The organism is Paenibacillus sp. FSL H7-0943 (assembly GCF_037963265.1).
Taxonomy (GTDB): Bacteria; Bacillota; Bacilli; order Paenibacillales; family Paenibacillaceae; genus Paenibacillus_AQ; species Paenibacillus_AQ odorifer.
On the sequence record NZ_CP150148.1, the window covers coordinates 5,391,336 to 5,405,576 of the forward strand.

General features: G+C 45.2%; 10 protein-coding genes. 1 reads left to right on the forward strand and 9 read right to left on the reverse strand.

Annotation, left to right across the window (positions count from 1 at the left end; translation table 11 throughout):
- Positions 1-22: 22 nt before the first annotated feature.
- From NSQ55_RS23630 to NSQ55_RS23670, 9 genes are all read right to left on the reverse strand, one after another.
- Positions 23-2,755: a glycoside hydrolase family 9 protein gene (locus NSQ55_RS23630; protein WP_339169396.1), complete on the reverse strand. Its 2,733-nt coding sequence runs from the start codon at positions 2,753-2,755 to the stop codon at positions 23-25.
- 292 nt (positions 2,756-3,047) lie between these two features.
- Positions 3,048-4,898 carry an oligopeptide ABC transporter substrate-binding protein gene (locus tag NSQ55_RS23635; protein ID WP_076185503.1) on the reverse strand — a complete coding sequence of 617 codons (1,851 nt, stop codon included), beginning with the start codon at positions 4,896-4,898 and terminating at the stop codon, positions 3,048-3,050.
- 19 nt (positions 4,899-4,917) lie between these two features.
- A complete protein-coding gene (locus tag NSQ55_RS23640; RefSeq protein WP_076129671.1) occupies positions 4,918-5,823 on the reverse strand; it encodes an ABC transporter permease in 906 nt (301 codons plus the stop codon).
- Between the two features lie 27 nt (positions 5,824-5,850).
- Complete coding sequence (gene opp4B / locus NSQ55_RS23645; protein WP_036677612.1) at positions 5,851-6,813, reverse strand: oligopeptide ABC transporter permease; 963 nt, start codon at positions 6,811-6,813, stop codon at positions 5,851-5,853.
- A gap of 4 nt (positions 6,814-6,817) precedes the next feature.
- Positions 6,818-7,753 carry an ATP-binding cassette domain-containing protein gene (locus tag NSQ55_RS23650; RefSeq protein ID WP_036677615.1) on the reverse strand — a complete coding sequence of 312 codons (936 nt, stop codon included), beginning with the start codon at positions 7,751-7,753 and terminating at the stop codon, positions 6,818-6,820.
- Positions 7,740-8,756, reverse strand: a complete 1,017-nt coding sequence (locus NSQ55_RS23655; RefSeq protein ID WP_076129669.1) for an ABC transporter ATP-binding protein — start codon at positions 8,754-8,756, stop codon at positions 7,740-7,742. Before NSQ55_RS23655 ends, NSQ55_RS23650 begins: the two co-directional genes overlap by 14 nt.
- A gap of 379 nt (positions 8,757-9,135) precedes the next feature.
- Positions 9,136-10,440: a replication-associated recombination protein A gene (locus NSQ55_RS23660; RefSeq protein WP_339169398.1), complete on the reverse strand. Its 1,305-nt coding sequence runs from the start codon at positions 10,438-10,440 to the stop codon at positions 9,136-9,138.
- Between the two features lie 295 nt (positions 10,441-10,735).
- Positions 10,736-11,017 carry a CD3324 family protein gene (locus NSQ55_RS23665; protein ID WP_076129667.1) on the reverse strand — a complete coding sequence of 94 codons (282 nt, stop codon included), beginning with the start codon at positions 11,015-11,017 and terminating at the stop codon, positions 10,736-10,738.
- Between the two features lie 391 nt (positions 11,018-11,408).
- Positions 11,409-13,592 carry a UvrD-helicase domain-containing protein gene (locus NSQ55_RS23670; protein ID WP_339169399.1) on the reverse strand — a complete coding sequence of 728 codons (2,184 nt, stop codon included), beginning with the start codon at positions 13,590-13,592 and terminating at the stop codon, positions 11,409-11,411.
- A 194-nt stretch (positions 13,593-13,786) separates the two neighbouring features.
- Between NSQ55_RS23670 and NSQ55_RS23675 the strand changes: the two genes are divergently transcribed.
- The gene (locus tag NSQ55_RS23675) at positions 13,787-14,197 is read left to right on the forward strand and encodes a hypothetical protein (RefSeq protein WP_339169401.1); all 411 of its coding nucleotides are present in this window, start codon (positions 13,787-13,789) and stop codon (positions 14,195-14,197) included.
- Positions 14,198-14,241: the final 44 nt, after the last annotated feature.

The window sequence follows — 14,241 nt, forward strand, 5'->3', positions numbered from 1 at the left end:
AAGCTCCCTCTCTTGGATATATTTATGGTTCTAAGCCCCATACAAGTGTTTCACCTTGATAAAGTGTAACCTTATTCCAATCGGCAAATGTCTGCTGAACCGCGCTGTAGGAATAATCATCCGTTTCATTATAAGCCGTCCAGTCCGTCTTATTGGTGCGAGCCTGAATCTCGCCGCTATCTCCACCAGGCGCTATACTTCCAGCCCCTGCACCAAAAGAAATCTCCAGATAATAATCCGCGCCCGTACTGGCGGGATTCAGCTTAACAAAACTGCCGCTTAAATTACCACTGCCCACTACAGCATAATCACAATGAAACTGTTGTGGTTTATCCCCATCCACAGTGAAATAATAACGCAGCTTCAAGCCGCTAAGTGCCACAGACTCGGTTCCTGTATTCATAATTCGGAACTGAGGGCGCAGCTGTCCATCACTGGCATTCGTATCATTCGTACGATATTGCACCTTCAAATTTCCCGTTGTGGGCTGTGTCGGTTCTTGGGGTTTAGCACTAACCTGTATAGATGGCAAGCTCTCCCCTACACTATTCGTGGCAGTGATCACATAATAATAAGTGGTTCCGTTCACCCGTCCACTATCCATGTAATCCGTTCCCGTGACATTCTCAAGCACCGTATACGGGCCTCCACTCACTTCACTGCGTTTAACGGTATATTCACTGACCCCGCTAATCGCACTCCAAGTCAAATGGACAGTCCCATTACCTGCTACAGCCTGAACATTAGTCGGACGTGCAGGGACTTGAGGTTCTCCAGGTTGTCCGCCACCCGCTGGAAGTTCTCCATACATGTGTACACCTGCATCAAACACCGGAATGTTCGCTGTTTTTACAGGAGTTACTCCTTGAGCTGCCACCCCTTGGAATGAAAAATCATTAGCATTATTCCAGAAGTTAGTGTTCAGCGGAGCTGCAATTCGGAATTGAATCTCCTTACGATGAGCAGATTGTCCACCCGGATAAATCAAAGTACCTGTAAAATCAACCTTAGTATAGTAGATATGGTTAGCTGCATCGTAAGGCTGAAGTGCAGACACCGTTCCACCCTGATTGTAGCCTCCCGCTGTAACCGTAATATCCTCAGGACCATAACCAGCCGCTATCGCTTCACTAAGATCCACATAATAGTTAAAAGACATCTCTTTACTGGCCCTTGCCGGCCAGCCCGTACGGTTATTCAGCAATGCTCGAATCTCTACGAAATTGCTGCCACTAGCATTCACAGAGGCTTCGACAAACATCTCATCTTCCCGTGTCTCTGCAGGTGGAAATTGTGCAAGCGGCTGTTGCCCTTGTCCATGCAGCAGCACCATTTTTGCAATAGCTCCTGTAAAAGCTGCATTGTAATCGGTTGCAACTTCATTCGAGACATAATCGTTAATGGAGTCGGTGTAGCTGTCTGTTTTGGACGGGCCTCCAACTAGCGCTCCGTACAAGACATGGCGATGATTTACCGGAACGCTCTGACTATCATTCCATGATCCATGTGAGGTTCGATGATGGGGATGCTGAGGAGAATTGTTACCAAAACCGATAACATAACTGCTGTTTCGTGGATTGTCACCAAGCATATACGTAATTTGTCTCTCCGCGAAAGAGCGCGCCGTATCTTTCTTCACCGGATCGCTCACCCAGTCTGAGTAAACGAAGGCCATAAAAGCCTGATTGGCTGCATAACGCAATGCGCCCCATTGATCCAGATGGGCTAGTCCGCCAGGTGTATAGGCAACACGGTCACTTGTTCCACCCACTCCAGTCGTCCAATACTGCATATTCCGTTCAGTGGATTGAATGAACTTGGTCTGCCCGGTGATTCGTGCCAACAGTAATTGAGCGCCATAATGCTTGTCGTCCCAAGACTGTGTCCACTGATAACCCCAATTCCCAGCCTGATTCGTTCCCCATTGATCGCTTGCTGCAATAGCCTTATTGAGATACTGCTGATCGTTAGTCGCCAAATACAACCAGACAGCCCCCCAGCTCAATTCATCCGCGTAACCGCTCCAAGAATTATAATATTGTTTGACGTCGGTAATGCTGTCTGAGTAGGAGCCGCGATAAGTGTCTGCAAAATTGTAAAGCTGTTTAGCATGCAGCAGCAGCTTGTCCGCGTATACGGCATCCGTATCCCTGAAAATAATGGATGCTGAAGCTAACGCTGCAGCTGTTTCTGCGGCAAGATCTGATCCGGGATGAGTGGCATCAATTTTGTAGGAAGGTCTCTGCATCTGCATGACTTCTGCGGGTCCCCACCAATTATGATCGGTTGTTCCGTTACCAACTTGTCCCCACAGCTCGTTAGGAGCGGTATGAGCTTTTACAAAATAATCGGTTGCCCAGCGAATATTGTCTAAAATTTCCTCCAGCTGCCCAGACCCCTCATATCCTTGCTTGTACTCATAAACTGACCACGCCAGCATCGTTGTAGAATAAGCCATAGGCAAACCGAATTTAACGTGATCACCGGCATCGTACCAACCACCAGTCAGATCATGTCCCACATCCGCCCCGTCCAAAAGACCGGAATCGCCCCGCCATTCCACCCGATTGTTATCTGGCAATTCACCAGACCGCTGGGTTTCGTAGAAATAAATAGATTTTTGTAGAACCTCCGCATAGTTGTAGTCTCCGGCCGCTGCCTCTGCTATCGCCGGTTGAAATGCAGCATTTGAACAAAATGTAAGCGTAAACAACAAACTGAACACCAGTCCTTGTTTCCTATACCTCTTGATCATTTCTACTGCCCCTCTCTTCAGTGAATGCCACAAGAAAGATTACACCTCAGTCCCGTAACACCTCCCTCACTTGAATCAGGTACCCGTCATTGCGATCATCCACTCACCTCACTCTAAGAGCTATATTTAAGCGAAAGTTTCGCTCTCACCCAAAATATACCATATCTTTCATTAAAACACTATATTTTTACAGTAAATAATGCACAAAATATAGGAATTATTGTTAATTTAATGAAAAACAAAAAACAGCAGCTCAGGATCTCTCCTTGAACTGCTGTTCATTAATCCCCTCTTACTGAGCTACCGCAGCTTTATCTGCAGAAACCGCAATGTCGTTATAATAGATTCCAACTCCATCACCAACAGCCCAATAATTCAGGACGCGGTTATTAACCGGCACTATTACAGCACGATAAAGTGTTGGGAATACTGGAATCTCGTCAACCATAAATTGTTGCCACTCTTTATAGATTTCTTTACGTTTGTCTACATCAAATGCAGCCTCGGATATCCCTTCGGCGAGCAAACGATCGTTCTCTGCACTCGAGTAACGTGGGAAGTTATAGATTGCATCTTTGCCATACAGACCTGATGGGTCAACGTCAATCCCTACACCCCAAGCGCCTTGGTACACATCAACAGTAGGATCATCCTCACCATTTTGACCTATGCGATCATAGAAGGTATTAAACTCTACCATTTCCAAAGTTACATTCAGACCAATCGCTTTCCAGGATTGTACATAATATTGAGCCAACGGCTCAGCAATGTCTCCACCAGTCATCGAAATGAAATTAATCTTCAGCTCGCTGCCATCTGGATTCGTTCTAAATTCACCGTTTAGTTTGTAACCAGCGTCATCCAGGATCTTCTTAGCTGCTTCTGGATCATAAGCTACACCTGGATTGGAAGCATCATGGAATTCAGGATGGGAAGGTGGAATCAAGGTAGTCGCATTCCAACGCAGACCATTATAGAACTTTTTACCAACAGTATCATTGTCAACCGCTGCCCACATTGCTTTACGAAGATTCACATCCGCCATTTTAGCTTTAGGATCGGTAACAACCTCTTTTTTCGTTGCATCCCATTTACCAAGCTTAAAGCCTATATACGTATAAGCACGATCAACCGCACCCAGGAATTCAACGTTTGACATTTTTGCATTATCAGGGTATTGATCAATAGGGAAGGAATCCACCAAGTCAACTCCACCAGATTTCAGTTCTTGTACAATCGTTGTTGGGTTGATAACCTTCAAAATTACTTTATCCAGTTTAGGGGCTCCGCGCCAGTAATCTTCATTCTTAACAAATACTACAGACTCACCAGGAACGATACTCTCTACTTTAAAAGCTCCGAAGCCAATTGGCTTTTGGCGGACTTCAGGGGAAGAGGAGATTTTGGCAACATCCATGCCGCCAAAGATATGTTTGGCTAATGGATAAATCCATACGCTACCCGTTAACAAGGAAGGTGTAGATTGCTTATAAGTAATTTGCAGTTTCTTATCACCCAGCACTTTAATCCCGGATATGGTTTTGGCCTTACCGGAATGGTACTCATCCATGCCTTCAATATTAGTGAAGTCAGAACCGTAACGAGGACCATCATAAGCAGGATTACCAATAACTTCATGGGCGAACAACCAGTCTTCAGCCGTTACTGGCTTACCATCCTGCCAGTTTACATTGTCGCGAATCGTAAAGGTAAAGGTACGTCCATCTTCTGCAACTTCATAAGTAGCCGCACCATCATTAGTATAAACATAGTCTTTATCCCAAGTTAACAAACCTTCATCAAACCAGTTAAGAACTTGAGCATCTGGATCTCCAGAATAGAAGTTCCAGTTCAAAGTGCCTTCAAATGGACTATCGGAAACAAGTCCAAATGTAATTGTCCCTCCGTCAATAGCTTCACCTTGGTTAGTCTTAACGTTACTGAAATCTTTAATGTTATAAAGTCCGTCTTCTGCCTCAGGCGCGGCCGTTGCTTCTGCGGTTGCCGCAGGTGCGCTGGCGTTAGGAGCTGCTGTTGATTCAGCCGCTTCGTTGTTGTTCTTGGAGCCGCAAGCCGCAAGAGCGAACAACATTACAAACATTAATGAAACTAGTAAAGCTTTTGAACGAATGGCTTTTCTCATTTAATCATTTCCTCCCTTATTATCCTTTTCTTTGTCTTGCGTCGGTCGCACGTTTTAGCGCTTGACCCACATTATTTATACTCAACATCAATACCAGGATCAGCAATGATGCGGGTAACCAGATCCACCATCTGAACTCAAGAGTCTGCGGATTTCTCGCATAACTTACTAGAGTACCCAGACTGGGTGTACTTTCTGGAAAACCAAAACCTAGAAAGGATAGGCCTGATTCCAATCCAATATTAGCTGCCAGATTCAAGGTCATTGTTACGATAATGATTGAGCTTAAGTTCGGCAGAACTTGCGTAAACATAATTTTTAGATTGGAGGAGCCTAGGGTCTTAGATGCCTGAACATAATCCAATTCCTTCTCTTGTAATGTCTTGGAACGAATGAGCCTGGCAATCCCCATCCAAAGAAATGCTGTCATGATAAAGGAGAAGGTCAACGTATTGTATTTAGGAACTGCGCTGACAAAAGCTATAACAATCATTAGAAAAGGTAGAATCATGAAGAAATCCACAATACGCATCGCGACATTATCTACCGTTCCCCCAAAGTAACCTGAGACTAAACCTACCAGAATACCGATAATTCCCGTAAAAAATGTAACCATAAAGGCAATAGACATGGAATTTCGTGTTCCTATAATTAATTGACCGAATACATCCCGTCCTCCATAATCAGTCCCCAGCCAATGCACAGCCGAAGGCTTCTCATATAGGGCGAACAAGTCAACCGTGACAATTTCTTTCTGATCTAAAAATAAGGAGATCCCATATACAGCAGCAATAATCGTAAATAGGAAAATCAATGAGACCAGTGCCAGCTTATCCCGCACCATCTCCCGCCAAACAATTTTGAAGCCCGATGGACTTTTATCAGTTTCCTGCAGCAGAGCTATCTCTGCGCTCGTCTTTGCCATTTCATTCACCCCAAAGTGTTCATCTTCTTATTTAATCCGGATACGAGGATCTACGATACTTAAAATAATGTCTGATAACAACGCACCGACGATGGAAGCAACCCCATACAGAAGAACGAGGGCTGTTACCACGCTGAAATCCCGAATCGTTATCGAACTTAGAAACAGCAAACCCATTCCTGGATAGCTGAAAATCGTTTCAACGAACACCGTACCACCGATTAGCCCAGTGATCTCATATCCAAAAAATGCAGCGATCGGCAGCAAGGAGTTTCTCAAAATATGACGATTGTATACGCGTGACTCCGAAGCCCCTTTAGCTCTAGCAGTGAGAATGAAATCTTTTTGCTTCGTATCAATGATCTCATTTCTCAGATATTGGACGGTCCCAACCGTTGCAATTAGCGCCATAGATAACGCAGGCAGAAGCAGATGGTAGAATTTACTCCAGAAGTGACTTAGTGTACCTGGAACTTCCCCGGGACTGACACTGCCGCTGGTAGGAAACCAATGAAAATGAAATCCGAAAACCCATACCATTAAAAGTGCAAAAATAAACAACGGTGCAGCAAATCCAATATAGGTATAGCCAGTTATCAAGCGATCCAGCCACGAATCGTTATAACGTCCGCTGGTAATACCAAGCGGGATAGCAATAAGGTATGTAAGAATCAGCGTAACAATCGCCAGCCAAAGGGTATTCATCAGGCGTTGTCCGATTAGCTCTGAGACCGGCATTTTGAAACGGAAGGACTGGCCGAAATCCCCTTGTATCGCTTTAGTGATCCAATCCCAGTACTGGATGTACCATGGATCATTTAGACCGAGCTTTTCTCTCATCGCATCAATGGCCGCCGGATCAATATTCGGATCGAGCATTCCTGAGAGTGCGTCACCAGGCATCGCCTTCGCCATAAGAAAAACAAGAATACTTAATAGAACTACTTGAGGGATCATTATAAGAATTCTACGAACGATAATCTTCCACATATTCTCAACCTTTCTCAGGCAAGGCTACCAGATGAGTCTCGGAAATTGATTTTAATGGATAAGCCATGCCTTCTTCATCAAAATAATTCCGGTGCGCTTGTTCATATTCCTTGCTTACTGATTTTCTGAATTCCGTCTGCTTTTCTCTCTGTTTCGGATCAATATCAGGAATGGCGGCAATGAGTCGTTTGGTATAAATATGCTGAGGATTGTCAAAAATATCTTTAGCAGTCCCTTGCTCCACATGTCGTCCTTTATACATAATCCCTATGTGATCGCACATATGCCTGATGATCCCGAGATCATGACTGATAAATAGAAAAGTAAGATTCAGCTCTTTTTGAATGTCCTGCATGAAGTTAAGCACCTGTGCCTGTACTGAGACATCTAGCGCAGATACCGGCTCGTCAGCAATAATAAGTTTTGGCTTGAGTGCAATTGCTCTGGCAATTCCGATCCGCTGCCGCTGGCCGCCAGAAAATTCATGCGGATATTTCAGGATGTTCTCAGGACTTAAGCCTACTTGTAAAAGCAATTCCTGCACCCGGCGTTTTTCTTCCCCTGGAGACATTTTTTCGAAATTACGCAACGGTTCTGCAATAATATCGAGTACACGCTTCTTAGGATTTAAGGAAGAGTACGGATCCTGAAAGATCATCTGAATGTCTTTGCGGACATTTCTTTGCTTTCGTACACCCCTCAAGGCCAAATCTTGCCCTTCAAAAATCACGCTGCCGCTAGTAATAGAATTAAGACCTATAATCGCGCGACCCGTTGTCGTCTTTCCGGAACCAGATTCACCAACCAGACCATAGGTTTGCCCAGCTTCAATGGTAAAATTAACATTATCGACAGCCTTAACTACGCCAACTTCCCTTCGAAAAACACCGCCGTGGATCGGAAAATGTACTGCTAAATTTTTAACCTCAAGAAGTCCCATTGTGGATTGCCTCCTCGTTAGTATCAGGGAAATGGAAATTGTTATAACAGGTGCAGCGAACGAAATGTCCGGGTGCGACTTCATGCAGCTGTGGGTTCTCCTCATGCTCCGATTCAGGAATCCAAGGTGTCCGTGCCGAGAAACGGCAGCCCTTACGCGGAAGGTTTTGCAGTGGTGGAACAATCCCCTGAATCACATGCAACCTGGATTTTTCTTCTTTTGCCGTTGGAATGGAGTTTAATAAGGATCTCGTATATGGATGTTTCGGATTAGACGTCAACGTAAAAATATCTGCGATTTCGACGATTTGTCCGGCATACATCACCGCAACACGGTCAGCCATTTCGCTTACAACCCCTAAGTCATGAGTGATTAAGATAATGCCTGCTTCCATATCGTTTTTTAATTTTTTAATAAGTTCAAGGATTTGTAATTGGATAGTCACATCTAGTGCTGTGGTAGGCTCGTCGGCGATCAAAAGCTTGGGTCCATTGGCTATCGCAATGGCGATAACCACCCGCTGCCTCATGCCACCGGATAATTCGTGGGGGTACTGCTGATATGTATGCTCGGGACGGGAAATTCCAACCTTGGTCAAAAGATCAATGACCTTCTCTTTTCGCTGTTTCTTAGAAAGCTTGGAATCATGTAGGATAAGTACTTCTTCAATCTGTGAACCGATGATCATTAGCGGGTTTAAAGCGGATAAAGGATCTTGAAAAATCATAGACATTTCTTGGCCGCGCAGCTTGTTTAGTGCAGCAGGAGACATAGTAACGATGTCCTGGCCCTTGTATTTGATTTGTCCGTCAATTCTGGCTCTGGTATGCAGCCCCATAATGGAAAAGGCGAGCGCACTTTTTCCTGAACCAGATTCTCCAACGATAGCCAGAATTTCATTTTTGCGAACAGACAGGGTAACATCATCAACCGCAGCATAATAGTCGTCTGCAATTCTGAACGATGTCGACAAATTTTTGATTTCTAGTAGTTCTTCGCCCATATTCATCACCCTAACGACAAGGATTTCAAAATTAACACAATGAAAATATTATGTAAATTTTGATATAAATAGTGTTGATTTTCATGAAACATTTTGAAATAACCAATGTGATGATAATTAACACTGTTAAGAATACTACCAGTAGTTCAATCGGAAATAAAAATGAACATCTCGTAACTTTGTAGTTCATTTTAATTAACTTATGGTAAATTATCAATCTTTTCCTATAAAAAATTTTCAATCGATGTGATTAAAAGTAACGTAGGCAACAAAAAAACGGCTCTAGGCCGCCTTTTTTTGGAAATTATTTAGTTCGACTGAAAGTTAAAATCTTTGGCTTTCCAGTATGAAATTGGAAGGTATTACAGTCGCTAGCTGCTTACTGCTCCCGCCGAAGCTTTTGATTATGACAAATCTTAATCTCATTGCCTTGCTCAGTAGCTTGATAAAAAACACGCTGAGAAATCTCCTTAGGCAAATACTCTTGCTTCACATAATGCCCCGGAAAATTGTGCGGATATTGATATCCTTCATGCCCTAACGCAGTTGCACCTTTATAGTGCGTATCACGCAGATGCAGCGGTACCTCCGCTGATTTGATCTCATCCATACTTGCCATTGCATTGGAAATAGCCATAACCACAGCATTAGACTTCGGACTTTCCACTGCAAAAAGAATAGCTTGGGCAATGTTCAGCTTCGCCTCTGGCCAACCATTGTTTCGATACGCATCCAGCGCACTCACCGCTTGAACCATAGCTTGGGGATTAGCCAAGCCGATATCCTCACTGCTGGCTGCAATCAGGCGCCGAATAAAAGTCATAGGGTCCATTCCAAGCTTTTCTACCGCATACAGAAACCAAAACAACGCGGCGTCGCTGGAACCGCGAATACTTTTATGAAAAGCGGATAGCACATCATACTGCGTAGATTCATCAGCCTTCACAATGGGGCGCCGAATGGATTCTTCCGCCACCTCCAGCGTGATATGAACACTTCCATCAACTTGCGGCGCGGTAGTCAGGGCTGCCAGCTCCAGCGCATTTAGTGCCCGCCGGATGTCTCCATTAGCCATTGTTGCAATATGCAACAAAGCCTCCTCATCAACCTGAAGCTCCATAAATCCAAGACCTTTCTCTTTGTCCGCCAAGGCTCTGCGCATCGCGATCAAGCTGTGTTCACTCGTTAATGCCTCCAGCTGAAATAAGGTGGATCGGCTCATAAGCGCCCCATTAACATAATGGAACGGGTTCTCTGTAGTCGCTCCAATGAAGGTAATAGTCCCTTTTTCTACTGCTGGCAAAAGCGCATCCTGGCGTGAGCTATTAAATCGATGCACCTCGTCCAGGAACAGGATCGTCTTAGTGCCGTACAATGTTTGATTGTTCTGAGCTCGCTCAATAACCTCCCGTACATCCTTCACGGTAGCTTCCACCGCATTCAGACGTACGAACTCTCCTTGCGTGTGATGAGAAATAATATGCGCGAGTGTCGTCTTGCCGCATCCCGGGGGGCCATAGAGCAAAATCGAAGAGACTTGATCCGCCTCAATCGCTCTTCGCAGCAGCTTCCCCCGACCTATGATATGCTCTTGACCAATATATTCATCAAGATTCTCCGGTCTCATCCGGTCCGCAAGCAGCCGTCCGCCCCCGGTGTCCTCTCCGAAAGAAAATAAATCCATAACTCCACTTCCTTGCTATATTCTTGTAAAAGCTCAATGTAAATCCCTCTCTATCATACCATATCACAGGGAAGGATTAGGATGTCCTGCCGGTTCAAGGTAACAGTATCAGCATAGACTTATTTTACGCCAAAATAAAAAGAGCATGATCTCGTCTTAGAAAGGCGGGAGCCATGCTCTTTTTTCAAAATATAAGAAAGTATAGGTTTCACACTACACTTTATCCTTATGATTTCTCGCATAACGCTTACCGTCCTTATAAGGACACCAGAGGCGTTTATGCTTGAATTGCAAGCTAGCAATTTACTGCCAGCCGCATTTTTGATATGATTTTACGAATGCTTTCTTCCGATAGATGGTACTTCTTCTGAAGTTCCGCTACGGAATCACCGCTTCGATGACAACTGAAAATTTCCTTGTTCCGGTTCGCTATTTCTTTCCTCGAACCGCTGTTCTCGCCCCATCGAACCCGCTCTTCCGTCTTCTTAGGGATGTAGAGCAGTTCACCTTGGATGTATCCCTGAAGCTCTTCGAGCAAGCCAGGGGGGAGCACATCCTTCCCATTTACATAACTCAACTTGCATTTCCTCCTTCAACAGGTGTGTCCCTATGCGTCGGTCAACTAAGTTTTTAGTTATAATCACGTCACCTGCCTCCTTTCTTCTCCTCATATTTGGAAAAATCCGTAATTTCATTATATAAAAACCTTTTGGTAGCGTCTACATTCGATTTCATAAATTTCGTTCTTATGGATAAGTGTGGTACTTCTTATGTTAGTAATAAGGAGGCCGTAAGGCCTCCTCGCTTTAAGCAGGTTTCCGTCTTAAACGGAAACCACCTCGTATACTGAAATCATTTCAATCAGCCTCCTTCCAGAAGTGTTCTTGCCCGGCCGGACACTTATTATTAAGCCATACCTATGGGGGAGTTACAAGACCAAGAACAGTTATAACCATTCTCCACCAGTCTTATTCTCCCTCAGAATCGCTTCCAGCCGCCGTTTGCACATAGGAAGGAACTTCCCCATTATGGAGCAGCCACAGCTCATGGAGAGCACGTGTACAACCGACATACATCAGCTTCGCGTCCCAAGCCGTCGCTCCGTAATGGTCTTGATCGGCATCTGCTAAGATCACCGCATCGAACTCCAAACCTTTTGATAAATAGACAGGCAGCACCGATAACCCGCCCTGATATTGCGTCATACTGCCATCAATCAGATGAATATCTTCAAAATGCTGTGCCAGCTCCGCATATAGTTCTGCAGCCTCATGAAGATTTCTTGTTAGGACAGCCACCGTACGGTATTCCCTTCCTGACAGAGACTTCAGTGCAGAGGTTATTGTCCGCAAGCGAGCTTGCTCATCAGCCACCAGTTCCCCGGCATCCTCGCCATAGGCGATCATACGCACGGGATCTCCACTACGAAACACAGGAACAGCCAGCAATGAGCTCTCCACACCTGAAGATAGAATTCCATTAGCGAAGTCTATAATTTCCATAGTAGAACGATAGCTGCGTGTCAGCGCGTGATAAGCCGTGTTCTCAGGTGCAAACAACGTCTGCATCTCTTCCCACGCGTGTACGCCTTTATAGGCATGTATGCCCTGCGAGAGATCACCCAGGATCGTAAAGGAATGGCCTCGCACATATAAATCCAGAACGGCAATTTGGAAAGGTGAAAAATCCTGAGCCTCATCGATTACTACATGGTCAAAGCGAGTAACGCCCTCATCACCATTCAAAAGATAATGGATATACAGCAGCGGAGGTAAATCCTCTTCACGTATGATGCCTTTTTTCAGCTCTTTTGCCGTTTCCTTCAGTACAGCTGCCGGAATTTCCTCAGGCGGTTCAACCGGCCAATCCTCAGGAAGTTTAGCTGCTCGGAAAATTTGCTTATAGATCGTTAATGGATCATATTTAGGCCATTTGGCACTATAAGCCTTCTCTCGCTGCGCGCCTTTTTTCTTGCGATCCTTCATAGCAGCAGCTGACGGACTCTTCTTCAGTTCCATCTCAATCCAACGATGAATCCGCGCCATTACCCGTTCCTTGCGCTTGGCTGGAGGATAGGGAGCATACTCCTCATTATGCCAGCGCAAAATCATAGAACGGCGTAGCACCGCACCCTCCCACGGGCTAAAATCACCCTCAGGTACAGAGCTGCTTTCCAATAGCTTGATGCTGGACTCTATGATTCCCATCAGCACCGTGGAACCCTTGAAGCGCCCCGGCGTCTCTTCTGTAATTACCGGCATGCCGCCAGGGGTTTCGAACCAGCGGTTCATCGTCTCTGTCGCATCCTGTTCCGGCAATTCCAGTCCTAGTACATTAGCCGCCCAATCCGGAAATGTACTTTGAGCAATATTACCTACCCCGAGCTCAGGCAATACGTCCGAGATGTAATCCAAAAACATCCGGTTTGGTGCAAAAATGATCATTTTTTCCGCAGAAACCTGATCCTTGTATTGATACAGCAGAAAAGCAAGCCTGTGCAGTGCAACGGTTGTTTTACCGCTTCCTGCCACGCCCTGAATGATTAGCGCTGTATTTTTGGCAGCACGGATAATCTTGTCCTGCTCCTCTTGAATGGTCGATACGATATCCCGTAGACGATTATCCTTGTTCTCCCCAAGTCGATAGACGAGAAACTCATCTGATACAATCGGTGCATCGCTTTCCCGATTGTACGTATCCGCGACCCGCTCCAGAATTTGCTTCCGAATCACCACGTTGCGTTTGAGGTATACCAGCCCCTCTATTAGTCCCTCAGGAGCTTCATAGGAGGCTGGCTCCGTACCGCCGGTAAACGAATAGAACAGGCTTGCTACCGGTGCGCGCCAGTCGATGACTAGCGGACGGTCGCTTACCTGCTCGCGGTCTACGCCGATTTTGCCTATATAGAGTGCCTTCCGTTCATTCTCATCATTGCCTTGAAAATCAAGCCGTCCGAAATAAGGCTCCTGCCTAAGCTTAGCAAGATCTTTGCGCTTCTGATCACGGTTCGCTTCCAGCACCTGTTCCGTATAGTCATGTCCCGTGTACACTGGTGTCTGCTGGAGCTTCTCCAGCAAAGTGTCAATTTCAGTAAGCGCTTGATTCAGCCTGTCTTCTTCCTCTTGATAGGCACTTTGAAAGTTGTCTTCCAATTTCAGTTACCTCCTAAAAGTTTATCGAGCTTAAATTTTCATGCTCCTACGCCCATTTCTCACGCAAAAGGATACCCATTGTAGCACAATCAGCACTTAAATACCAAATCTTTCAAATGATTTGACTAAACTTATAAGTTGTTCTCCAACCTAAAGCACTTTGGTGCTCCTTAGCTCGCACAAGCGCAGAATGTTTGGGACAAACCAAAGGCTTTTTTGCCTTTGGTTTCGGCGTTCGCACGCATTTAGCTCCGATCAGAGGCATTTTTGCCTTTTATTTCAATGTCCAGGCACATTTATCTTCCATCTACGGTATTTATACCTCTGTTTTCGACGCTTCCACGCATTTAGCCCCAATCAACGGTATTTATACCTTTGTTTTCGTCGTCTACGCGCATTTAGCCCCAATCAACGGTATTTATCCCTTTGTTTTCGACGCTTCCACGCATTTGGCTCGAATCAACGGTATTTTTCCCTTTGATTCTGACATCTACACGCATTTAGCTCCAATCAGCGGTATTTATCCCTTTCTTTTCGACGTCTACGCACATTTGACTCCAATCAGCGGCACACGCATTTACCTCTTTGATTTCAACGCTGGCTAATAGAGCTGATTAGTGTGCAACAGGTCCCTCGCAATCAAAGAAAC